Genomic DNA, 21,844 nt, shown 5'->3' on the forward strand with positions numbered 1-21,844 from the left:
TCAGTTTGGAGTATTAAGCTTGCGGTACTAGTGCTGTTTCCACTTGGCACAGACGGGCAACATATTCAGGGCGGCATCGTTCCTAAGAAACATCATTGCCATTCTAGCCGTAGACGCGCGGTCGATTTGGCGCACGCGTCTTCGCAGTTGCACCAATGCATCAACTATTGGCGGTTTCGCTTCACCGACATATCGCTCTGGGGCATTTTATCGCGTCCGCCGTTCATGTTGTCGTCCTTGCCGCCGGATGTGGATGTGCCGCTACCACTGCGCGAAGAACTGGAGCCGGTGGTTTCGGTCGGTGCTGCGCTCGGATTGGCTGAGCTGGCTGCGGGGTCGCCTTTGGTTGAACCGCGTCCGCTGGGATTGCCTTGTGCCAAAGCAAAAGACAAGCTGCTGAGCAAAACGAAGAATATCGCGATCAGCCTCATGCTGTTTCTCCTATGTAAAAGCACGGCCCGCCAACGCGCGGCAGGCTTGCGCTCACCATCTAATCCTCAACAGTCTGCTCGATCGGTGCTGGCATACGCGCTACCGACATCAGAGACCTCGCGACCTGGTTCAGCAGCTGATCTGAATTCTCCTCTTCCGCAAGCGATTTCGAAAGCAATACGACAAGGGCGCTATGTCGGAGCTGCGAGGCTAGATTGCGGGCGCTCGTATAGCCAGCGATCTCGTAATGCTCGACGCGCTGCGCAGCGCCGATCAGCGCCAAGTCCGCCGCCGCGTCCTCCTTCTCCTCCTTCTCCTCATTCTCCTCCATGATCTCCTGACCTTCTGCAACGAGGCCCTGCATTCCCTTGCAGGGCTTTGTGCGGGCGGTCTTGCCAAGTCGATCGAAGCATTCGTTCAACCGCTCGATCTGGGCTTCGGTCTCTGTCAGGTGGATTTCGAAGAGTTCGCGAAGTTGGTCAAACCGGGCTGCCCCCGCCATCTTGGGCAGGGCCTTGGTCAGCTGCTTCTCAGCATGAAGCAAATCGCGCAGCTCTTCGATCAGGAGATCCTGAAGGCCTGCGACGTCGTCGGGCGGCGAACTTTCGGCCACGATTGATGGGGCAGGTGTTTCAGTAGTCTGAACGGCTGGAGAGTCGGTAAAGACCCAATCATTGCCCTCGTTCCATGGACCGCGGGCATCAATCTCGCCGTGATCGCCCCTGCCGGTCGAGACATTGAAGTACTGATTGGCAAGGCCGGGTGTCGGGGCAATGCGGCCGATGCTGAGGGATGGTTTGCCCATGCTTTCCAAGGCAATTTCAAACGCCTTCATGTGAGCGATTTCGCGCGTCATCAGGAATTGCAGCGCATCCTTGGTGCCGGCGTCGTCACAGAAATTGATCAGCCGCTCGTAAACGATTTTGGCGCGCGCTTCCGCCGCGATATTGCTTCGCAGGTCGACGTCAAGTTCGCCTGTGATCTTCAGGTAGTCCGCTGTCCAGGCATTGCCCTGCGAGTTGAAAAGGTTGATACCACCGCCTCCGCAGATCGCAATCAGCGGATCAGCCTCGGCGGCCTGCCGGTCAAACTTCGAAGGCTTGAGATGCATCCGCGCTAGCGTCCCGACCACTTCGAGATGGCTTAACTCCTCGGTTCCAATATCCATCAGGAGGTCTTTGCGGTCGGAATCTTCGCAGTTGAGACCTTGGACCGAGTACTGCATCGCGGCCGCCAATTCACCATTCGCGCCACCGAATTGTTCGAGAAGCATGTTGCCGAAGCGGGGATCTGGTTCATCGACGCGTACGGTGAACATGAGTTTCTTGACGTGGTGATACATGGAGACCTCCGATTTTCTTTCGGAAAAAAGTATTCAAGGCATCGTTCGTTCCTAAGAATCGCCTCGAGCTATGCTGACCCCGCAAAGCGCATGGAACGCTTGTTGGACGTCGAATACGCAGCGGCGCCAGGAACTCGACTTTTTCAGTAGGCGTTGGCCTCGAAACGCGAGGGCTTTGTTATGCAGATTGACTGGAACGGCGTCTTCGTCCCGAGCCTTGGCATCGCCGAAATAGTAGTCCGGGGCACCCTCATGTATCTGGGCCTTTTCTTGATCCTTCGCTTTATGGCGCGACGCCAAGCGGGGCACTTTGGGCCGGCTGACCTGCTGGTGATAGTGCTGATTGCGGACGCGGCGCAGAACGGGCTTGGCAAGGAATATCAATCCGTCACCGAAGGTCTGGTCCTCGTGGCAACCGTTGTAGCCTGGGAATATCTTATCGACTGGCTGACTTTCCGGTTCCCGGCCTTGAGGCCTTTCCTAAGACCTCCTTCTCTGACCTTGATCCGCGATGGGAAAATTGTCGAAGAGGCAATGCGCAAGGAAATGCTATCGATGGACGAACTCTCATCTCAGCTGCGTCAACAGCAAGTCCGGGAGGTTGCCGAAGTAGCGCTCGCTAAGCTGGAAGGCGACGGACGCCTCAGCGTACTGCGGCGTGAAAAACCGCAAGCCACCGGATTTAACGTCGAAAACCGTACATAGCGTGATAGCATCGCGCACAAGCGGAAGCATTCCTCGCCTACGTAGTATCGAGCGCGACGTGACGCGCGTTCTGCACGCCCGATGTGTGGCGCGACACTAACGCGGATTCATGCCCTTCAGCGGTGAGCCTTGCGTCGCGATCAAATGGCTTGGTTACCGCCGGCTGCGTATCGGGGGCCACGCGCGGCTGAAGCGTCTAACGGCGTTCCACTTAATCCCAGATTGGGTGGGAAGCTGGCCACGCTAACACGGCGATCGGATGGAAGGGACGGGCAGCCTATGATCTGTTCAAGCTGCTATCGCGGTAACTGAAGCCGAACTCAAAGACAAAAGATGATCGACAGTGGTCGTCCGGCACCGAGGGTCATTGGTTCGAATTCCTGCGTCGAACCGGACTCGAATGAGGAACCCTCAAATTAACGCCGCGTTCTCTCGCCAGGGCAAAACGAACCACAGTACCGATGGTAACGCAGCCTGTCTGACTATCGGAAGTTCATCCGATTGCCGTGAGCGCCTCCACGAAGAAGCAGAAGCCACGGTCGAACAAGATAAGTTCGGCCAAGGCGGCTTTCTCAGGCGAAGTCCTCTAAAAGAGCAACGGTTGTTGCTCGGCAGAGCGGAAGACATAAAGGCAAGAAGACGTCTGAGCGCGTTCGGAAGCAAGTCACGCCTCATTGCGAAGTACAGTAACGTCGCGAGAGTGCTTGTTAGCTCGCCTTCGCTCAAGGAATTCCCAGTCGATCGTCGGGGGTTAAGTTAAGTGCGAGAGTTTCACTGCCCATCCTGTCAAGAGCAAGTGTCGTTCGAACAATGCGTATGCACATCCTGCGGCGATCGATTGTTATTTGACCCCGCCACCCTGAAGATCGCACGGCTTCAGGGTGGAAGCCCCTGCGACAATCGCGAAATCATCGGCTGCAACTGGTCGGTTGAGGGCGGTGGTCGTTATTGTAGCTCCTGCTGCTTCAATCGCACGATACCCAACCTCTCCGTTCCTCGGAATATTCTGCTTTGGAGGCGAGTAGAAGAAGCTAAGCGTCGTCTGGTGTATGATCTACGCCGTCTCCAGCTCCCGCTCGTTTCGCGAACCGGTGTCCAAGTCGCATTTGATATTCTCTCGGAAGAGACGGGACCAGTTCTGACAGGCCATCTCTCTGGTCTCATCACGCTAAACCTTGCGGAGGCCGATGACGTCGAGCGCGAGTCACGTCGCGCAGCTTTTAGGGAGCCCTACCGTACTTTACTCGGTCACTTTCGACATGAGATTGGCCACTTTTATTGGGATCTGCTGGTCGAGGGTTCTAAACTACGGGCCCCCTTCAATCTGATCTTCGGAGACGCTGCGCAGGACTATCATGGCGCTCTCGATCGCTATTACAAGCGCGCCGAGAGTGCCTATGACCGCAAGAGCTTTATCAGTGAATACGCGACCTCGCATCCTTGGGAGGATTGGGCCGAGACGTTCGCTCACTTCCTTCATATTGTGTCGACCCTCGATACGCTGGCTGGCTTGCCATTGGCGCTCGATGATCGCACGAAGCAGGTCCTGAAAGATCCTTATCTTGAAAGCGATTTCGAGGCGCTACTGGCGTCGTGGAAGCCCGTCGCCCGCTCGATCAACGAACTGAACCGATCGTTGGGGCTGGGCGATGCATATCCATTTGAACTGGCTCCAGCTATCATCGGCAAGCTGCATCTTGTTCATATGGCAATTGGGCAATTTCCTAGCGGGTCTCCGCACTCGCCGGTGAATCTCTAACGCCGTTTCGCCACTGCCCATTGACTGGCGATGGCTATGGTCGATTTCAGAAATGCGTCCGCGTTGTCGGAAGCTGCGATTGTAGCAGCGGCGAACTGTTCAGGTGGATAGTTGGTCTGACTGTTGAAGATTCACTTCCTTGTTTATGGCTGAGATTGAGTTGCCGACTTTCAACGCGACCTGAGTAAGCTCGGTCTCGGAAACCCGTAGTCTCTTGCGCAGCACACGAACCTGGACGCGATCGGCCAAGTCGAGCCGATTGCGGAAGTAACGAGGTTTAGGCGGACGCATCGTTAGGCTCCTATTCTTAGCCAACATGCACTTGGATCATTAGTTCCCGGCTTCGCGGCGAGGCGCGGGCCGAAGCTGCTTCGGCGGTGTGGTTCCGGGCTAGACACGCGGGCCATCCAATCCACTGTTACGATCCGGAGAGTCAAAGCGCGCGTTCCTGATCGGCCGTGGCGGAAGTGTGAGGGACGCTGGGAATGAAAGGACGGTGACAGATCAGGGCTAATCAGTCATTTTGGCACGTATTGTCGCCCATTGAACTGCTCCGGCCATGGCATTCAGATCAAGCAGCAGTAAGAATATGGACTGAGGACGATGATCGGCCTGGCCCTTTCTGACCTCGTCCAATGTCCGCTTATGGCGGCATCACGTGGCTCTGGAAGGGGACGAAGCCGTGGCGACGTGTTCAAAGCACCTCAACGCGAACCTGAGCCACGCCGCGTTCCGTGATCCCTAAAGTGCGTGCGGCACCGAGTGAAAGGTCGAGGACGCGATCGCGAATCCAGGGACCGCGGTCGACAATACGCACTATCACTGTCTTGGTGCTGGCAAGATCAGTTACGCGAACTCTTGTGCCGAAGGGCAGGCTGCGGTGAGCTGCGGTCATGGCATACCGATCGAAAGTCGCGCCGCTAGCCGTTTTGCGCTTCGAATACGAATAGAAGGACGCTTTTCCGGAGAAGGCCCGACTGGGAGATCGAGGACCTAAGCGACCTTCGGATGATTGCGTCGGTTGTTGTGCTTTCTGGGGCGGGTCTGGTGATTTCTGCTTCGTTTGGTCGGGTGCTTCAGGAGCCGGTTCCGCGCGGGCTTTCGGAATAATAGACCATCTATCATTGAAGTCTTGTGCTGCAGCAGAATTTACATGGACGCCTAACCAAGCCGGGATTATCGCAGCCGCGACTATTCTAAACAGAAGACGCATGATCAACCTCACGAACAATGAGAAACAAAAAGACAATGTAATCCCGTGAAGCTGTGTTCCTCCGAGATGTAGAGCTGCCTGCGTAATAACGGTGGTACGGTACCGATGAATTCGAGATTTGTGGACGTTGGCGTGCTTGGAGGCGCTGCAACAAGAGCAGAGTCTTTGTCTCGTTTCGCGCGGATATCCCTCAAAGCAGGCTTATCGTTGCTCGCCTGCATTACTTCAACGGCGCGATTGTCCCTGTCGATGGCGATTTTCTCCCGGCATGGTTAGGCTTTGTCCTGAATTCTTTTCGCATTCGGTTACGGCGCGGAAGAGGAGCGTGCCGGCTTTGTGCCAGCCGGCGGACCGGGGTTGCGCTGTTTCGCGCCCGCCCCATTGCGCTTGCCCTGCCTTGGCTCATACTGATGCGTGGCTCACGTGACGGGCAAGTACCGTTACGCGTGCAGCAATTGCCGCACCGGGCTCTCGTGAACCGAGCCGCGCCGCGTCTCGGTAGGGTAGGCGCGGGAACCTCGAAGAGGATATCCCTAGGCCTCCCCCCAAACCGTGCGGGCATTTTTCAATGCACACGGCTTTCCATACGCGCATACGGCAGCCGCCGACCTGAGCGCTGCTATCTGACTAATAAGCTACATTGCGCCTGACCGACGTCCCACAAACAAAAAGCAGCCCCTGGAGCGCCGGGGCCGTCAGTTTGGGGGGAATCGAACTTTGAGCTTTTGGTGCAAGTGCCGTAGTCCAATCGGCACAGAGCCGGAATACGTTTAGGGCAACATCGTTCCTCCGAAAATTCATTTCCGGCGAGCTCCTAACCGATCCGAAGCAAAGGGATCGGTTTGGATGCTCAACGATGCGGACAGCTATCAGGCAGCAGCTCGGCCGGCGAAGAGGTCACGGACGCGGATACGCTATTTAGCAAGCTCAAGGCGCAGGTGAAAACCGACCGCAATAGTAAAGGCCAACTCAACTGTTGCAAAGAAGACCCCGAAGACTTCGACTTCGAGGCCGGTGAAAGGCTCAACGAGACAGCCGAGCGATCCTGACCGATGCAACGCGCCCGATCGTCATTTTCAACCGCGCAGGGACGACAGTCACGGTGGTCAAACGCGAACTTGAGCGAGGGGACTAAGCCGCCTCAGTTGGCCGAAACATGGCCTTCGTCTACCCAGATCAGCGTGTCGCAGCGAACGCAGCGATAGACGTAGACGGTGGATTGGTTTTTTGTGTTCGGCATGCGCAGGTAGAGGCGAGGGACCCCATCGCATTTGGGGCAGTGGCTTGGTGTCTCTTGCGGCAATTGCTGCACGGCGCACGCTATTTTCAATGGCGGGAGCGCAGTCGCGCTCTCGCATAAAAACTATGTCACTGCCCGCCGCAAAATGGTTCAAAGGAAGTCATCCCACTGTTCGTGATGTAGGAACAGACCCGAGCCTGCTGCTTTCCTAATCTTTGGAGAGATGGAGGCGCGAATGCCCCGTTATTATTTTGACATACGAGAAGGCGACGAATTCGCCCCTGACGATGAGGGTTTGGAACTCTCCTCCATCCAGGCGGTGCAGGAACAGGCCGCTCGATCACTGGCGGATATGGCCCGGGATGCCGTTTGGACGCGATACGGCGGAGCGGAGCATTGGATGGCAATCGAGGTCCGGGATGATAGTGGGCCTTTGCTACAGGTTAAGCTCACGTTCGAGGTTGACCGGTACAAGCACTACGGCGCCGCCCCTGCCACTCAGTTCAGTACCTCATATTCGAATGCCACGCCTTCCACGTCGCAGATCAAGTTTCAGCCGCGCCCACGTTGGGGACCTCCGCGTGATCGATACCGCGGCCGGGCGCGGCCGGATCGCGGCAAAGTGCCTAAATCGCTCTCGGAACAACACAATGGACCTAGCAGTGGTTGCAGTCCTGGGGCCGGCCATTCGCTCATATGCGAGCCGGTCTCGGCTCGTCCCGCTTTCCGTTCGATAGCGTCGTTGTACGCTCGGAGCGATTCGGCTTCCTCACGCATGCGCGTCGGCCGATCGGCGAGGCGTTCTTCGAAGGACTGAATTCTGTCTTATTCGGCCTGTTCAATCGCGGCTGGCATTTTTGCTACCGACATCAGCGATCGGGCGACCTGGTTGAGTAACTGATCCGAGTTCTCTTCTTCTGCCAGCGACTTCGACAGCAGCGTGACGACCGCGCTGTGGCGTAATTGCTGCGCAAGGTTCTTCGCCGTCGTGTAAGCCGAGATCTCATAGTGCTCCACGCGCTGCGCCGCCCCGATCAGCGCGAGGTCGGCGGCCGCCGCTTCCTTTTCTTCGCCTTCCGCCATGATCTCCTGGCCTTCCTCGACAAGCCCCATCATGCCCCTGCAAGGTTTGGCGCGAGCCGTCTTGCCGAGGAGCTCAAAGCACTCATTGATGCGCTCCACCTGATTCTCGGTCTCGACGAGATGCTGCTCGAAGAGTTCGCGCAATTGATCGAAGCGCGCGGCTTCCGCCATTTTGGGAAGCGCCTTCGTAAGTTGCTTCTCGGCGTGAAGGATGTCACGAAGCTCATCGATCAACAGGTCGCTCAAGCCGGCTTGCTCGGCCGGCGGCGAACTTTCCGTAACGATTTCTGTAGAGGCGCCGGGTTCGGCCTGTATGGCCGGCGATTCTGTAAAAACCCAGCCGTTGCCCTCGTTCCATGGACCGCGAGTGTCGATCTCACCATGCTCTCCCGTTCCGGTGGAGCCGTTGAAGAACTGGTCGACCAATCCTGGCGTCGGCGCGATGCGACCGATGCTGAAGGCCGGCTTGCTCATGCTCTCGAGCGCCAACGCGAAGGCCTTCATGTGGGTAATTTCCCGGGTCATCAGGAACTGCAGCGCGTCCTTGGTGCCGGCGTCATCGCAGAAATTGATCAGCCGCTCATAAACGATCTTGGCGCGGGCTTCGGCGGCGATGTTGCTGCGCAGGTCGACGTCAAGCTCGCCCGTGATCTTGAGATAATCGGCAGTCCAGGCGTTGCCCTGGGAATTGAACAGATTCACTCCGCCGCCGCCCGCGATCGCAATCAGGGGATCGGCTTCGGCCGCCTGACGATCGAACTTCGTCGGTTGGAGGTGCATGCGGGCAAGGGTGCCCACGATTTCGAGATGGCTCAGTTCTTCGGTGCCGATATCCATCAGCAGATCTTTGCGATCCGGATCCTCGCAGTTCAGGCCCTGAATCGAGTATTGCATCGCGGCCGCGAGTTCGCCGTTGGCGCCGCCGAACTGTTCAAGAAGCATATTGCCAAAACGAGGGTCCGGTTCATCGACGCGGACGGTGAACATCAGCTTTTTGACATGGTGATACATAGAGCGCCTCGGGAGCCAGAGAGAATATCATCCCGAACGGTATCCAGTGTCGTTTGTTCCTACGCGGACGAAGGATTCACTCCGGGGGTGCCATCATCGATTTAGAGATAAGCCGGGCGCGAATAAAGAGCGCATCTCGGCTTCGATAGGAACATTGGTCGCCAGTATAATGTTTCCGCCAATTTGGCCGGGGTTGGGAATGGATTGGCAAATGACTTCGATGGCTCGCGCAACTCGCGATTAGCTGACATTCAACCCACGATCCGGCACAGACGATACGTGCTAACCGGATGTCTCATTCAGCGTCTTTGACCAAGTACATCATACTAATCCCAGTATGGAATAGGTGGGCGGGCAATCATCAGCCAGAAGATCATGAGCACTGCGGCGAATGCCGGAAATCCGAAGGCAAACCACCAGCGGAAAAGACGGTAATACTCGGCTGGCAGCTTGGCGTTCGTCTCGACCGCATGGATGGCAAGATCTCGCATCCGCATCTGCATCCACACCACCGGCAGCCAAAAGGCGCCGGTCACGAGATAGAGCACGATGGAGGCGGCAATCCATCCATCACCCAGAGAATATCCGCTCGACCACGCCAGCCACGTGCCGGTGATCGGCTGAAGAATTATTGCACTCGCCGTAAACAGGAAATCGGCCAACACCACCGTCCGCGCAACACCGGCGATCTCGCGGGGATCGCCGCGCAGATGCGCCACCAGCATGAAGAAGGCGATGCCGGCGCCGGTGCCGAGCAGGACGGCAGCGCCGATGATATGCACCATCTTGAGGAGAAGGTAGAGCATTAGCGATCCTCCCGAATCGCCATAGCGACCAGATTGAGCATCAACACCGGCCAGATCTTCAGCATCGGCCCGAGCGGATCGGCCCACAATCGCGGTACCAGCGTCGTTCCGATCACGACATAGACCAAAGAAATGATGAGGGCCGCCCAAAGGCCATAGCGGCTCGACGGTCGCCAGAGAATAGCCAGGCCAATGAGGATGTCGGCGAGCGCTCCCGCGATGACCGTGAGCGCAGCGAAATTTTCCCCCAGCCCGCCTTCCCGGACATACGACATACCGATTTCCCAGCCGGGTCCGAGTGAGATGATGCCGGTGACGATCCAAAATAGGCCGAAGACGCCGAATATCAGCGGCTTCAGCGCGTATAGCCGCGCAAACCAGCGTTCCTGAACCGAGGCGGGCTCTAGTGCGAGTGCGGTCTCAATGTCGCGTGGCTCCGCGCCCGTCGCCTGACGCCAAGGACTGGGATCGCCGGTCGCGCCGCGCCGCATTTCCGCCTGTGCCGTCGAGTTGACCGGCGTTCGCCAGCCCAGCATCTGCGCGACATCTCCCGCACGATAAGCGGCGGAGGCCACCCATGCGGGCAGTTGGAAGCGGTAAGCGGGCCGCCTTCGCAGCCAGTGGCGAAACAGCGCGACGGCGTCGCTGAACGCCATCTGCCGCGGGCCGGCCAGATCCAGTACGACACGCGAGGGTGCGTCCGGCTTCAGAAAGTAGAGGACCGTTTCGATGACATCATCCAGATGCACCGGCTGAATCGGCGCCGTGCCGGGCATGACCGGTAGAACCGGTAGTGACGCAAGCCCGCGCAACAGCGCGCTGCCGCCATAGGCGGCCCGGCCGACCACGACGGAAGGCCGCAGCACGACCCAATCAAGGTCGCGCGCCATCAGCGCGGCTTCGCCCTCCTGCTTGGTGCGTGAAAAGTCGCTTCGTGCTTCGCGATTGGTGCCGATCGCAGAAAAGAGGATCACGCGGCGGACGCCTGCGCTTTCGCAGGCCGCGTACAGCGCCGCGCTGCCCGCGACATGAACGCCCTGCATGTCCTGTCCCTGCAGCGCACCCGCCGCATTGATGACGGCATCGATACCTGCAAGGACTGGCTTCCACGCGGAAGCATCCGTCGCCTGCGCAATATCGAGCGCGACGTGACGCGCGTTCGGCACCCCCCCCGATGTGTGTCGCGACAGCAATACGCATTCGTGCCCTTCAGCGGCGAGCCTTGCGTGGATCGCCGATCCAATAAGGCCCGTACCGCCAACGAGAAGGATACGCATTGAGCTAGTCCTTTCGCTTGCCGGGCGCGATACCGCAATTCTATGCCCGCGGCAAAGGAATGGGCCGATAGCCACTTGCCATTCCTGTTTCGGAGCCAGTTCCTTAAGCGACCTAGCCCCGCTGCAATTATTCCAAGCTGGATGAGTTGGTTTCAACGTTGGTAAAGAACTGCGGCCGCCTTTGAGCCGCTTAGGACCTTGCCGCGATCTGGCGCGTTGAAATGCGCTTTCCTTTCGAATCCATGAGCCATGTTGAAGCAAGCCGAATTTCTAGGACGTCGCCTTCGCCGCGCAAGAAGCTTTCCCATCGCGATCCGACCAACGAAGGCGGACATCGCTGTCGCCCGCGAAATCGCCCGCAACACGGCTCCGGCCCCGGAGTACGCGGCCCGCGCCCTGACTTGGGGCGCCGACGAAAAGGTCTTGCTGGTTCTGGCCACGGCCGGCTGGATCGTCTCCCGCGGCTGCAGCGAGCCGCTGCGGCGCGCAGGTAATCACGCGCTGCTCGTAACAGCAGCGACGTCTTTGTTGCCACACGTCATGAAGTCGTTTTTCGACCAGACCCGACCCGATCGCAGGACAGTGATCGGGCATATCCATGGGGTCTCCTTCTCCGGAAAGCGCGACGACGCCTTTCCTTCCGGGCATGCGATGCACATGGGCGCGTTGGCATCCGCAGCCGGGACATTGCCGGCCGGTCCTCGCCGGGCGATCCGAGCCTTCGCGATCGGCCTCTCGCTGACGCGGGTTGTGGTCCTGGCGCACTGGGCGAGCGACGTCGTCGTGGGCTTCGCGCTCGGGGCGGCCCTCGAGCGCCTGCTGCGGCTATGGACGGTCTATCCGATTGCCGCGGCCAGTTCGAAGGAGAACGAACATGCCGATACTTGAGAACCTGAAGGAATACGCCGAACGTGCGACCGGTCTCCGGAGACCCGGCCGACGGAAAGCCCGCGCGTTCGCCCAACCGCGCAAGCCCCACACGGTCCGTTTCAGGGACGACGGCCTCGTCCCGAACCATCCGCGATGGCCGCTGATTATCTATCGGGGCGCCATTGATCTCGGCGAAAGCCACGATCCGGCGGCCGTGATCGAGGATCTGTTCGAGGCCAACGGGTGGGGCGAGACCTGGCGCGATGGCGTCTACGATTATGTGCACTATCACTCGCGAATCCACGAGGTGCTTGGCGTTGCGAGCGGCAAGGGGAGGGTCCGCTTTGGCGGCGCCAAGGGACGGATATTCACCTTAAAGGCAGGCGACGTCGTCATTCTTCCAGCTGGCACGGGCCATCAATGCCTCTCCGCCGATGACGACTTCCTCGTCGTGGGGGCCTATCCGGCGGCCGGCACCTACGACGAGTGCACCACGGTGGATGACCGGCCGCGGGCGTTGAAGACCATTCCGAAGGTGCCGGTGCCGCGTAAGGATCCGGTCTATGGGGCCGGCGGGTCGCTATCCAAACTTTGGAAGAAGCCCAAATGACCGAGTACATCGTCCGCTTTCTCGTTGGTGGCACGGTTGTTTCGACCTTCGCGATGCTCGGCGACGTCCTGCGTCCAAAGAGCTTTGCGGGCCTTTTCGGTGCGGCGCCCTCCGTGGCGCTCGCCACGCTTGGCATCGCGGTTTACGCGCAAGGCGCGGGCTACGCTGCGGTACAGAGCCGATCCATGATGGCTGGCGCGATAGCGCTCGCCGTCTACAGCGTCGTCGTCTGTCATCTGCTCGTTCGCGTGCGGCTGCGGGCCTTGCCGGCGACCATACTGTCGCTCGCAGCTTGGCTCCCGGTTGCCTTTCTTCTGCTGTCGATCGCCGGAGCGCAGACATGACGCCCGTCCGCTTCTCGCCGTCGTCTCTCAAGGAAAGCCGGTGGTACGAATACCTCATCCGCTTTGTCCTCGGCAGCGTGGCGACCGTCTTCACCGGTCTTATCAGCAGCCGCTATGGAGCGTCCGTCGGCGGCCTCTTTCTCGCGCTTCCAGCCATCTTCTGCGCCAGCGCAACGTTGATCGAGAAGCACGAAATTCGCCGCAAACGGGAAGCTGGCCTCTCCGGCGAGCGCCGCGGCCAAATGGCCGCCGCGGTCGATTCCGCCGGCGCCACGCTCGGAGCACTGGGTATGCTGGCGTTCGCAGCCGTTTTTTGGCTCACCGTGGAGCGCAGCGTTGCGGGCGCGTTCATTGCAGCATCGTTCACGTGGCTGGTCGTTTCGATTGCCGCCTGGTACGTGCGACGCAAAATGCGGTCGGTTCGGAGAGCGGGAAGGCTCCGAAAAGCAAACGGCCCCGCTCTCTCGCGGAGCCGTTCTAGCTGATCCGAACTGCTGTCAGGCCGCGCTGGATGCCTTCGCATTGACGCCCTTACGGAGTGCCACCGTGTTGAGCTTGGTATTGGCCGCCTTTTCCTCGTTCAGATTGGTCGTCAGGAAGCGAACGATCTCGTCGTGGCCGAGTTCTTCGGCCCAAGCGATCAGCGTGCCGTATCGGCACATTTCATAGTGCTCGACGGCCTGCGCGGCGGCGACGAGGGCGGCGTCGAGCACCGCCTTGTCGTCGATCTCGCCCGCGGTCTCGTCAGCCTCCTTGATGATGCCGTCGATCGCGGGACACTGCGTGCCGCTCGGCTCCTTGCCGAGCTTCTCGAACACCTTTTGAAGTCGCTCGACCTGCTTATTTGTCTCTTCTAGATGGGCTTTCAGCCCCGCGGCGAGGTCGCGGTTGGTCGTCTTTTCGATCATCTTGGGTAGGGATTTGATGATCTGCTGCTCGGCGTAGTAGATGTCTTGAAGGCCATGGATCAACAAGTCCTCCATGGTTTTGATGTCCTTGGTGAAGATTCCCATATTCGACGTCTCCTTTCGCAATGATGGCAATGGAACGTCGTTGCCCCTTGGGGGTTCCCATCCATGTGGTCGCAGCCGTGGCTGCCGGCCGCATCATTCAGCGCTCTGCAATCGGCGAAACCGGATCTAGGGCGAAAGTTGCAGGATGGCCGAGCAAAAGATCACGACGACCGGTATCACCGCCCATGGCTCCTCTCGCCTGCCGTCGGTCGATGTCGATAGCTTCAACATCGAACTTAAGGACGAGGAAGGATTCCTTGGCGACCGCGCCAGCAAGGGCGCCTTCAGGGACATTCTCGAGAGATGGCGGAAGCCACTGCGCAAGTCGGGCGAGGATCCCTTCGGTAAGGAGCACTCAGAGAACATCAGCAAGAAAGCTCTCGACGCGATCCTGATTGGCGACGATACCGAGGCTTCGGCCGTCGTCCACAGCGCCGTCGAGGACTTCGCGCAGGAACTTGCCCACGTCACGCGCCGCATCCTCAATACCAAGGCCTGGGACAAGACCGAGAGGATCGTGGTCGGCGGCGGCTTTCGCGATAGCCGGCTCGGCGAACTGGCGATCGCCCGCACCGAGATCATTCTCAAAGCCGAAGACTTCAAGATCGAGATGCAGCCCATCCGCCACAATCCGGACGAGGCCGGTCTGATCGGCGCTCTTCACCTGGCGCCCTCCTGGATATTCGAGGCGCACGACTCGATCCTGGCCGTCGACATCGGTGGCACCAATGTCCGCTGTGGCGTAGTAGAGACGCGCCGGAAGAAGTCTCCCAATCTATCAAAGGCATGCATCTGGAAGCCGGAGTTTTGGCGCCATGCGGACGATGAGCCGAGTCGCGAGAGCGCAGTGAAGCGTCTCATCAGGATGCTCGAGGGGCTGATCTCAAAGGCGGAAAAGGAAGGTTTCAAGCTCGCGCCATTCATTGGCATCGCTTGCCCCGGCGTCATCGAGAGCGACGGGTCGATCGAGAAGGGCGCGCAGAACCTTCCGGGCAACTGGGAGAGCAGCAAGTTCAACCTGCCGACAAGCCTGGTCGAAGCGATTCCGCGTATCGGAGATCACGACACGGCCATCGTCATGCACAACGATGGCGTAGTGCAGGGCCTTTCTGAAGTCCCTCTCATGCAGGACGTCAAACGCTGGGGCGTGCTGACAATCGGCACGGGGCTCGGCAATGCTCGGTTCACCAATCGCAACGGGAAAGCTGACAAATGACGTGATTTCGGAGCACTTGTTGCTTGCTTGGAGAAAGCCGACTCATCCAGCTGTCAAACACGCCAAAAAAGACCAAAGCCTACGAGGCCCTGATGAAAGTCGATGCCGACAGCGATGGCCTGCGCTGTAGGCACAGCGCTCAACATGGCGTCCCGTCTTGCAATGGTGGCAACTGTCATCCAGTCGACTGCGGGCTGAGGAGGGACGAGAACGTACTGCTGACAAGGCCGGGCTGAGTGGCCGCCACCCAATGAGACTTCGCCTCATCGCGGCTACCCCTTCATCAGCCGAACGGCTTCATGACCACCTTGATGCAGCCGTCCTTCTTGGCCCGGAACGTCTTGTAGAGGTCTGGGCCTTCCTCAAGCGTAGCGCGATGGGTGATGACGAAGCTTGGATCGATCTCGCCTTTTCCGATGCGTTCCATCAGTTTGGGCAGGTAGTGCTGAACGGGGGTCTGGGCCATGCGAAAGGTTAGGCCGCGATTGATGGCGCTGCCCATGGGAATGTTGTCAAGCATGCCTCCATAGACGCCGACGATGGAAACGGTACCAAAGTTGCGGCAGCATTGGATCGCCTGCCGCAAAACATGCGGACGATCCGTGCCCATGAAGGTTGCTACCTTGATACGGTCTATAACGGAATCCGCGCTTGCCCTGGTTTCGGGCTCGGTGCCGACCGCATCGATGCAGGCATCGGCGCCGCGACCTTGCGTGAGTTCTTGGATGCGCTCGTAAATATCTTCCTTCATGAAATCCAGCGTGATGGCGCCTGACTTCGTAGCGAGCGCCAGGCGCTCGGGTACCGTATCGATCGCAATCACACGCTCGGCGCCCAGCAAGAATGCGCTCTTGATTGCAAATTGGCCAACCGGTCCGCAGCCCCACACCGCAACCGTCTCTCCGCCTTTGAGGTTGCAGAAATCGGCGGCCATATAGCCAGTCGGGAAGATATCTGACAGGAACAATACCTGCTCATCCGTGAGCCCCTCTGGAATCTTGTAGGGACCGACGTCGGCATAGGGGACGCGCATGTATTCCGCCTGGCCGCCGGCGAAGCCGCCCAGCATATGCGAATAGCCGAAGAGGCCGGCTGGAGAATGGCCCCAGAGTTTCTCGGCCTGCTTCGCGTTGGGGTTGGAGCGTTCGCAGCCGGAGTAAAAGCCATTCTTGCAAAAGAAGCATTCGCCGCAGGCAATGGTGAACGGCACCACTACCCGATCCCCCACCTTGAGCTTCGTGTTGTCCTTGCCGACCTCGACAACCTCGCCCATGGTCTCGTGGCCAAGTACGTCGCCCTTTTCCATCGTCGGCATGATGCCGTCGAACAGATGCAGATCCGAGCCGCAGATCGCGCAGGCCGTTACCTTGATGATTGCGTCGCGCCCATCCTGAATCTTCGGATCGGGAACCGATTCACAGCGAACGTCGCTCTTGCCGTGCCAGGTGAGGGCTTTCATGGACTGCTCCAAAGAGATGTTTGACGAGACCAAGCGTCAGCGCAGCGGCTTGTTCCTTTTCCAAATAGGAACGGTCTCGCGTCAGTTCGATTAGGTCCAAAGCGCCCTAAAAATGCGGAAAGCCTAGATGGAGATGGCCATGGCCGGACAATTTGCGATCGTGACAGGCGCCTCGACCGGCATTGGTTTTGAGCTTGCCCGACTTTGCGCGGCCAAGGGCTACGACCTTCTGGTCGCGGCGGATGAGCCCGAAATCGAGACGGCCGCGCAAGCGCTGCGCGACGAAGCGAACAGTAGCGCCTTCGTGACGGTTCAAGCCGACCTTGCCACCGTCGAAGGTGTCGACAAGCTCTATGAGGTCGCTCAGGACCGCAAGGTTGACTTGCTGATGGCCAATGCCGGCCGCGGCCTAGGCCATGCTTTCCTTGATCAGGACTGGGACCGCATTCGTCGGGTCATCGGCACTAATGCCACCGGCACCACCTGTCTGATCCACCGTGTTGGCCAGGACATGCGGCGTCGCAATGAAGGACGCATTCTGATCACCGGCTCGATTGCCGGCTTCACCCCCGGCAGCTTTCAGGCGGTCTACAATGCGACCAAGGCCTATTTGAATTCATTCTCATTCGCGCTGCGGGAGGAACTGCGCGGTACGAAGGTTACCGTGACCTGCCTGATGCCCGGGGCTACGGAAACGGAGTTCTTCGTCCGTGCGGACATGCTCGATACTAAAGTCGGATCCGAAGACAAGGATGACGCCGCCATGGTCGCCCGAATGGACTTTGAGGCCATGATGAAGGGCGAAGGGGATGTTGTCACCGGCCTGAAAAACAAAATCCAATCGGCGGTTGCCAATGTGACGCCGGCCGAACTCCTTGCCAAGCAGCATCGCAAGCAGGCGGAACCTGGTACGGCAAAATCATAAGGCTGATATTTATGGCAAGTGCTTCGCCCCCAGCCCGCCGCGTTTGCACTGATCTCGATAGGCCGGCGATGCCAGATCCAATCACGGCCGCCTCGCATTCGAGATCGCCCGGCTGCGAGCTTGCGGTTGGAATGACGTCCACGTACTTCCACGGTGACTTGCTTGCCATTCGTCGTTCCTAAACCACTGAGAAGGTCGGCGCACGCGCGGGTTTCCAATGCTTAGCTCGATGCACAAAGCCCCGCCACCGTCGCGAGCCAGCCCAGCCGGGCCGCGAGTGGATACGTGATCAGCATCGCCCATCCGACCGAGCCCGAAACCGACGATCGCCTGTAATCGCAGCCGATCAGAGTCGCCGACGGCGAATAGGATCGAGGCCGCGGCTAAATGCCGAGTCGGCTCTCTGCCGCGGCTGGTTGCGGCCTTTCGGGCGCCGGCTGCGACGCCGCGCATGCAACAAGAATGGGAACGCTCCCGCGGGCGCAGCGTGCGGTTGGTGAGCGGCACCGTGAAATTAGAGCGCTATAACTGCGCACCTTTGTCATCCGCCGGCGTGCTTGTACATCCCGACCGATGCCTTCGTCTGCCCGAGGAACGATTCAACACAGCGTGAGTTCGTCCCGAAAGAAATCCAAGGGGATAAGTCATGACACGATCAGTGGAAGATCTGAGGCGTGAGTCCGAGCGGAGCCGTGCCGAGTTGGCGGCCACGGTCGATCAGTTGAGGGAGCGGATATCAGATACCGCCGATGACATCCGTAACAAGGTTTCGCCGCAACACATCAGATCGGAAGTTTCGGGTTACATCAGCCACAAGACCCAGAGCTGGATCGAGGCGATGAAGCAACAGGCCATGGATAATCCGATGCGTGCGGTCGCCGCTGGTACGGCGGTCGCGGTCCCGCTGCTGCGCCTCGCGCGTGGTTTCCCGCTGCCGCTTCTGATGATCGGCGCCGGACTCGCCCTGACCTCAAAAACAGTGCGCGACGGCGCCGCCGAGGCGGCCGCCCCGGCGATGGAGAAGGCCGGGGAAATCCTGGGTGAGGCGGCGGATCGCGCGCAGGCATTGCGGGGCGACGTCAAGGACCAACTCGCTTCGGCTCAAAGCGAGGCCGCCGGCATGGCCAGTGACGCGCGACATACTGCCGCTGGCGTGACCGACGATCTCCGGAATCGGGCAGCTGAGGCCACCAGTACGGTCGGCGACAAACTCAGGAGCAGCGCGGATGCCGTCAAGGATACGGCAGGCACGGCAAGGGACGCGGCGGCGACAGCGCCTGCAAAAGCCCGCCAATTCATCGGCGACAACGCGGCGTTGATCGGCGGCCTGGGGATAGCAATCGGCGCGATCATTGCCGCGGCTCTTCCCGAGACCAAGGCCGAAGTCAACGCGATGGGCGAGGCGAGTGACAGCGTGAAGCAGGCGGCGGGCGAGGCGGCGCAATCCGGATTTGAGGCTGCCAGGGATGCGACGATGTCGGCGGCCGACGCTGCGGCGAAGAGCTTCTCCGAGGCCGATCTCGGGCGACACACCAGCCGCATGACACAAAACATGGCCGACACGCTCAAGGAAACCGCCGACGACGTGGTGAGCGCGGCCTTCAATCCTTCTCGAAACCCGAACACCTGAAAGTAGATACCATGAGCGATTTGGACCTGACCAAAAGGACGAATTTCACCCAGAATCAGAATACCGGCGCTTCGCAGAGCCTGAAGGATCAGATGGCGGATGCTGGAGCCGAAGTGAAGCAGCGCGCCGGCGACGCCCTGCAAGCGTCGACCGATGTTGCGCGCGACAAGTTCAAGGAAGCGGCTGACGCCGCCAAGGACGTGGCCTCCGGGACAGCGGACCAGATCGAGGACCAGACGCGCGACAAGCAGCGGTCGGGCGCCGACTTCGTCGAGCGTCTTGCCGGCAACATTCGCGAAGCGGCCCACGCCTTCGAGAGCGACGCGCCATTCGCTGCCCGCGGCATCAATTCCGTCGCCGGATATGTGGACGATGCCGCCGAGAAAATCCGCAACGGAAGCTTCCGCGACCTCGTCGACGGCGCCACCGACTTCGCGAGGCGGCAGCCAGCGGCGTTTCTCGGGATCTCCGTGCTTGCTGGGTTCGCGGCAGTCCGCTTCCTCAAGGCGTCCAGCGGGCAGTCTTCAGCTTCGAAACGGCCTGAAAATGCCCGGGAGCAATCGTCATCCACACAGCGAAGCAACATGTCATGAGCATTCAGAACGATATCAGAACGAGCAAGGACGACCTTCGAACCATCTCCACGCTACTGGGAGATGCGCTGTCGCAGTTCGCCAAGCTATTTCAGAACGAGATAGATCTCGCCAAGGCTGAATTCGGCGAGAAGGTTCAGAAGGTCAGTGGCGCGCTGGGCTTCATTGCCGGCGGCGCGGTGCTGGTTATCCCCGCCCTGGTCATGGCGCTGTTCGCGTTGTCCGCGGCATTGATCGCCGCAGGTTGGTCGCAGCCGGTTTCCTATTTGATCTCGGCTATCTTGGCCGCGGTAATTGCCGGCGCGCTGTTTGCGATCGGCATCAATCGGCTCGACACGCGAAATCTCGCGCCTCGTGAAACAATCCGGCAGCTCGAAAAGGACAAGGACACCGTGAAAGGAATGGTGCGATGAACAGCACGCAAACCGGCTTTTTCGATAGCCTGGTCGCGGAGATCCGCGAAAATCCCCTTGCGGCGGCCCTTATCGGAGGCGGCGCGTTCTGGCTATTGGTCGGCGACAAGAAGCTGAAGAGCGCTGCGTATTCAGCGACGGCCGCGGCATCGCCGATCGTCGATACCGGCGCGCGCAACGTTCGTGCGGCCGCGTCCGGACTCCAGCGGACCGCGTCGCCGCCGACCGCACCCGAAATGAACCAAGGAGGCGTCATCGGCGTCGGTGAAACCCTGCGCGAAGCCAGCAGTGTCGCTTCCGACTCCCTTTCAGGAGCGGCTGACAAGATCCGGGAAACAGTCGACGAAGGTGTCGCCTATGCCCGGGAAAACTTTGACAAGCTAGGCAATGTACTTCCTGGAAAGGAGACTCTCACGAAAGCGCAATCATCGGTGGCAGACGTGCTCGAACGTCAACCTCTCGTCCTCGGGGTTTTGGGCCTGGCGATCGGAGTAGCAGTAGCAGGAGCGTTTCGGGCGTCCGACCTCGAGAACGAATGGATCGGCGAGCTCAGCGACGATGTGAAAGCTGATCTGAATACACGTGCTGGCGCGGTATCGAAAAGCCTGCGCGAAGCCTCCGATACGCTTAACGCCGAACTTGGCGACACGGGTGCCGAAGCCATCGATCGGGTGAGGCAGGCCGGCATGGATGCCGCAGACGCCGCACGCGAAAAGATAATGTCGTCCTAACTGGCCCGGGTTGAGCCGGAGGCGCTTCGATATGGTGATACGCGCGCAGAAACGGTATCGCAGTGGCTGCTCGAAGCCTCGGATACGCTAAGGCTGAAGTCAGCGGCACGGGCGCCGAAGTTGATGATCGGGTGAAGCAGACCGGCATGCCACAGACGCCGCTTCGGGAGATTTACCCGGCGTGCGAGTTCGACGTACTCACGCTCGACCTCTTGGTCTCGCCTTAGCTGTTGCCGTCCTTATCCCGTGGGGAGATGATCCCCAACGGCTGCTCCAGCTCGAGCAGTCGAAGCTCGTGGCAAAGTGCTTGATCGCGCGGAGAGCCGGCTTTCAGGCTTGAGCCTACTGCCACCGAAAAACGGCACCACAGATTATGATAACGAGGACGACAGCAAACGTCGTCAGGAGCCACGGCATGTCTCGGCGTTCGCGGGGCGTCACTCGAAATTCCTTTAATCTTAGAAGTGGCCTCAGCACGGAAGCGCTGGGGTTCTCGCTTCGATAGACCTTTGCTTAAACAGTCCCGCCTAGTGGACGGCGCGAACCAAATAGTATCCGACGCCCCCCACGACGATAATGGTCGGGACAGCCCACAACAATATAACCGGCATAGTTGCTCCTCCTCAGTTTGCCCTCAATGGAGCAACTTGGGCCATTGCAACTTGCTCCCGATCCGTCACCGTGTCTTGCAACGCAACACACATCCGGTCCTTGCTCGTGCAGTTCGTGGAACAGTTGCGTTGCAGGGTCGTTGTAAAGCATCCCCCATTTGGAGCTTTCACCATGCGACAACAGCGCACGCAACGAACGCCTGCGGCGGCGCGAGTGACAACGATCAGGGCGCCGACCGACCTTCCGACAAGTGGTTACGTCCTCATCGTGGATGGTCACGCGAAGCGAGAGTTCGAGACCCAGGATTCTGCCATCCAAGCAGCCAAAGACTTGAAGACGCGTTTTCCCGGCCTTCAGATCAAGGTTTACGATGCGGAAACCAAAAGGGCTGAGCAGATCGAACTCGCTCCAGCCTAAAAAACGGCCCTGGCAGCGGGGGACAAGACTCGCAGGCGTGTGCGAACATTTCCTTGCCGTCACGAATCTGGGGAAGGGCGCTTTGACGCCGATTGCCGCCGGCTTCTTACGCTGAAACGCCACGCCGCAAGCTCCACTAACAA

22 protein-coding genes are annotated in these 21,844 nt (G+C 59.5%); 14 read left to right on the top strand and 8 right to left on the bottom strand.

Annotation, left to right across the window (positions count from 1 at the left end; translation table 11 throughout):
• Positions 1–164 precede the first annotated feature (164 nt).
• Both LMTR3_RS20795 and LMTR3_RS20800 read right to left on the bottom strand, forming a co-directional pair.
• Entirely contained in the window at positions 165–431 is a 267-nt protein-coding gene (locus tag LMTR3_RS20795) for a hypothetical protein (RefSeq protein WP_065746901.1), read from the bottom strand.
• 59 nt (positions 432–490) lie between these two features.
• Entirely contained in the window at positions 491–1,774 is a 1,284-nt protein-coding gene (locus LMTR3_RS20800; RefSeq protein WP_065746902.1) for a DUF892 family protein, read from the bottom strand.
• Between the two features lie 180 nt (positions 1,775–1,954).
• Between LMTR3_RS20800 and LMTR3_RS20805 the strand changes: the two genes are divergently transcribed.
• Together LMTR3_RS20805 and LMTR3_RS20815 are read left to right on the top strand one after the other, a co-directional pair.
• A complete protein-coding gene (locus LMTR3_RS20805) occupies positions 1,955–2,479 on the top strand; it encodes a DUF421 domain-containing protein (protein ID WP_065746903.1) in 525 nt (174 codons plus the stop codon).
• Positions 2,480–3,239: 760 nt separating this feature from the next.
• On the top strand, positions 3,240–4,238 hold the full coding sequence (locus LMTR3_RS20815; protein WP_065746905.1) for a zinc-binding metallopeptidase family protein: 999 nt from the start codon (positions 3,240–3,242) through the stop codon (positions 4,236–4,238).
• Positions 4,239–4,932: 694 nt separating this feature from the next.
• Here LMTR3_RS20815 and LMTR3_RS36710 read toward each other — a convergent pair.
• Positions 4,933–5,451, bottom strand: coding sequence for a septal ring lytic transglycosylase RlpA family protein (locus LMTR3_RS36710; protein ID WP_084029773.1), 519 nt, complete (start codon positions 5,449–5,451; stop codon positions 4,933–4,935).
• Positions 5,452–6,926: 1,475 nt separating this feature from the next.
• Between LMTR3_RS36710 and LMTR3_RS40355 the strand changes: the two genes are divergently transcribed.
• Positions 6,927–7,508 (top strand): DUF6894 family protein, encoded by a 582-nt coding sequence (locus tag LMTR3_RS40355; protein WP_502686657.1) that lies wholly within the window; start codon positions 6,927–6,929, stop codon positions 7,506–7,508.
• An 8-nt stretch (positions 7,509–7,516) separates the two neighbouring features.
• Here LMTR3_RS40355 and LMTR3_RS20825 read toward each other — a convergent pair whose 3' ends face one another.
• From LMTR3_RS20825 to LMTR3_RS20835, 3 genes are all read right to left on the bottom strand, one after another.
• Positions 7,517–8,785: a DUF892 family protein gene (locus LMTR3_RS20825; RefSeq protein WP_065746907.1), complete on the bottom strand. Its 1,269-nt coding sequence runs from the start codon at positions 8,783–8,785 to the stop codon at positions 7,517–7,519.
• Positions 8,786–9,111: 326 nt separating this feature from the next.
• Complete coding sequence (locus LMTR3_RS20830) at positions 9,112–9,591, bottom strand: DUF2269 family protein (RefSeq protein ID WP_065746908.1); 480 nt, start codon at positions 9,589–9,591, stop codon at positions 9,112–9,114.
• Positions 9,591–10,868 (bottom strand): SDR family oxidoreductase, encoded by a 1,278-nt coding sequence (locus tag LMTR3_RS20835; protein WP_065746909.1) that lies wholly within the window; start codon positions 10,866–10,868, stop codon positions 9,591–9,593. The genes LMTR3_RS20830 and LMTR3_RS20835 overlap by 1 nt, the downstream gene beginning before the upstream one ends.
• A 249-nt stretch (positions 10,869–11,117) precedes the next feature.
• Between LMTR3_RS20835 and LMTR3_RS20840 the strand changes: the two genes are divergently transcribed.
• The 4 genes from LMTR3_RS20840 to LMTR3_RS20855 are packed head-to-tail and all read left to right on the top strand — an operon-like array spanning position 11,118 to position 13,177.
• Complete coding sequence (locus LMTR3_RS20840; protein WP_065746910.1) at positions 11,118–11,756, top strand: phosphatase PAP2 family protein; 639 nt, start codon at positions 11,118–11,120, stop codon at positions 11,754–11,756.
• The gene (locus LMTR3_RS20845) at positions 11,743–12,348 is read left to right on the top strand and encodes a cupin domain-containing protein (protein ID WP_065746911.1); all 606 of its coding nucleotides are present in this window, start codon (positions 11,743–11,745) and stop codon (positions 12,346–12,348) included. The genes LMTR3_RS20840 and LMTR3_RS20845 overlap by 14 nt, the downstream gene beginning before the upstream one ends.
• Positions 12,345–12,692, top strand: coding sequence for a DUF3147 family protein (locus LMTR3_RS20850; RefSeq protein WP_065746912.1), 348 nt, complete (start codon positions 12,345–12,347; stop codon positions 12,690–12,692). The genes LMTR3_RS20845 and LMTR3_RS20850 overlap by 4 nt, the downstream gene beginning before the upstream one ends.
• Entirely contained in the window at positions 12,689–13,177 is a 489-nt protein-coding gene (locus tag LMTR3_RS20855; protein WP_065746913.1) for a DUF3147 family protein, read from the top strand. The genes LMTR3_RS20850 and LMTR3_RS20855 overlap by 4 nt, the downstream gene beginning before the upstream one ends.
• 12 nt (positions 13,178–13,189) lie before the next feature.
• Here the strand turns inward: LMTR3_RS20855 and LMTR3_RS20860 are convergent, their stop codons facing one another.
• Positions 13,190–13,705, bottom strand: a complete 516-nt coding sequence (locus tag LMTR3_RS20860) for a YciE/YciF ferroxidase family protein (RefSeq protein ID WP_065746914.1) — start codon at positions 13,703–13,705, stop codon at positions 13,190–13,192.
• A gap of 145 nt (positions 13,706–13,850) precedes the next feature.
• On the opposite strand from LMTR3_RS20860, the gene LMTR3_RS20865 reads away from it, so the two are divergent.
• Positions 13,851–14,921 (top strand): ROK family protein, encoded by a 1,071-nt coding sequence (locus LMTR3_RS20865; RefSeq protein WP_065746915.1) that lies wholly within the window; start codon positions 13,851–13,853, stop codon positions 14,919–14,921.
• Between the two features lie 283 nt (positions 14,922–15,204).
• Here LMTR3_RS20865 and LMTR3_RS20870 read toward each other — a convergent pair whose 3' ends face one another.
• Positions 15,205–16,380 (bottom strand): zinc-dependent alcohol dehydrogenase, encoded by a 1,176-nt coding sequence (locus tag LMTR3_RS20870; RefSeq protein WP_065746916.1) that lies wholly within the window; start codon positions 16,378–16,380, stop codon positions 15,205–15,207.
• A 133-nt stretch (positions 16,381–16,513) separates the two neighbouring features.
• On the opposite strand from LMTR3_RS20870, the gene LMTR3_RS20875 reads away from it, so the two are divergent.
• From LMTR3_RS20875 to LMTR3_RS20900, 6 genes are all read left to right on the top strand, one after another.
• Positions 16,514–17,305: an SDR family NAD(P)-dependent oxidoreductase gene (locus LMTR3_RS20875; protein ID WP_065747339.1), complete on the top strand. Its 792-nt coding sequence runs from the start codon at positions 16,514–16,516 to the stop codon at positions 17,303–17,305.
• Between the two features lie 646 nt (positions 17,306–17,951).
• Positions 17,952–18,935: a DUF3618 domain-containing protein gene (locus LMTR3_RS20880; RefSeq protein ID WP_065746917.1), complete on the top strand. Its 984-nt coding sequence runs from the start codon at positions 17,952–17,954 to the stop codon at positions 18,933–18,935.
• Positions 18,936–18,946: 11 nt separating this feature from the next.
• Positions 18,947–19,528, top strand: coding sequence for a hypothetical protein (locus tag LMTR3_RS20885; protein WP_065746918.1), 582 nt, complete (start codon positions 18,947–18,949; stop codon positions 19,526–19,528).
• Positions 19,525–19,941: a phage holin family protein gene (locus LMTR3_RS20890; protein ID WP_065746919.1), complete on the top strand. Its 417-nt coding sequence runs from the start codon at positions 19,525–19,527 to the stop codon at positions 19,939–19,941. The genes LMTR3_RS20885 and LMTR3_RS20890 overlap by 4 nt, the downstream gene beginning before the upstream one ends.
• On the top strand, positions 19,938–20,672 hold the full coding sequence (locus LMTR3_RS20895) for a hypothetical protein (RefSeq protein WP_065746920.1): 735 nt from the start codon (positions 19,938–19,940) through the stop codon (positions 20,670–20,672). Before LMTR3_RS20890 ends, LMTR3_RS20895 begins: the two co-directional genes overlap by 4 nt.
• Positions 20,673–21,455: 783 nt before the next feature.
• Positions 21,456–21,701: a hypothetical protein gene (locus LMTR3_RS20900; RefSeq protein ID WP_065747340.1), complete on the top strand. Its 246-nt coding sequence runs from the start codon at positions 21,456–21,458 to the stop codon at positions 21,699–21,701.
• Positions 21,702–21,844 lie beyond the last annotated feature (143 nt).

This window comes from Bradyrhizobium sp. LMTR 3 (assembly GCF_001693485.1).
Classification (GTDB): domain Bacteria; phylum Pseudomonadota; class Alphaproteobacteria; order Rhizobiales; family Xanthobacteraceae; genus Bradyrhizobium.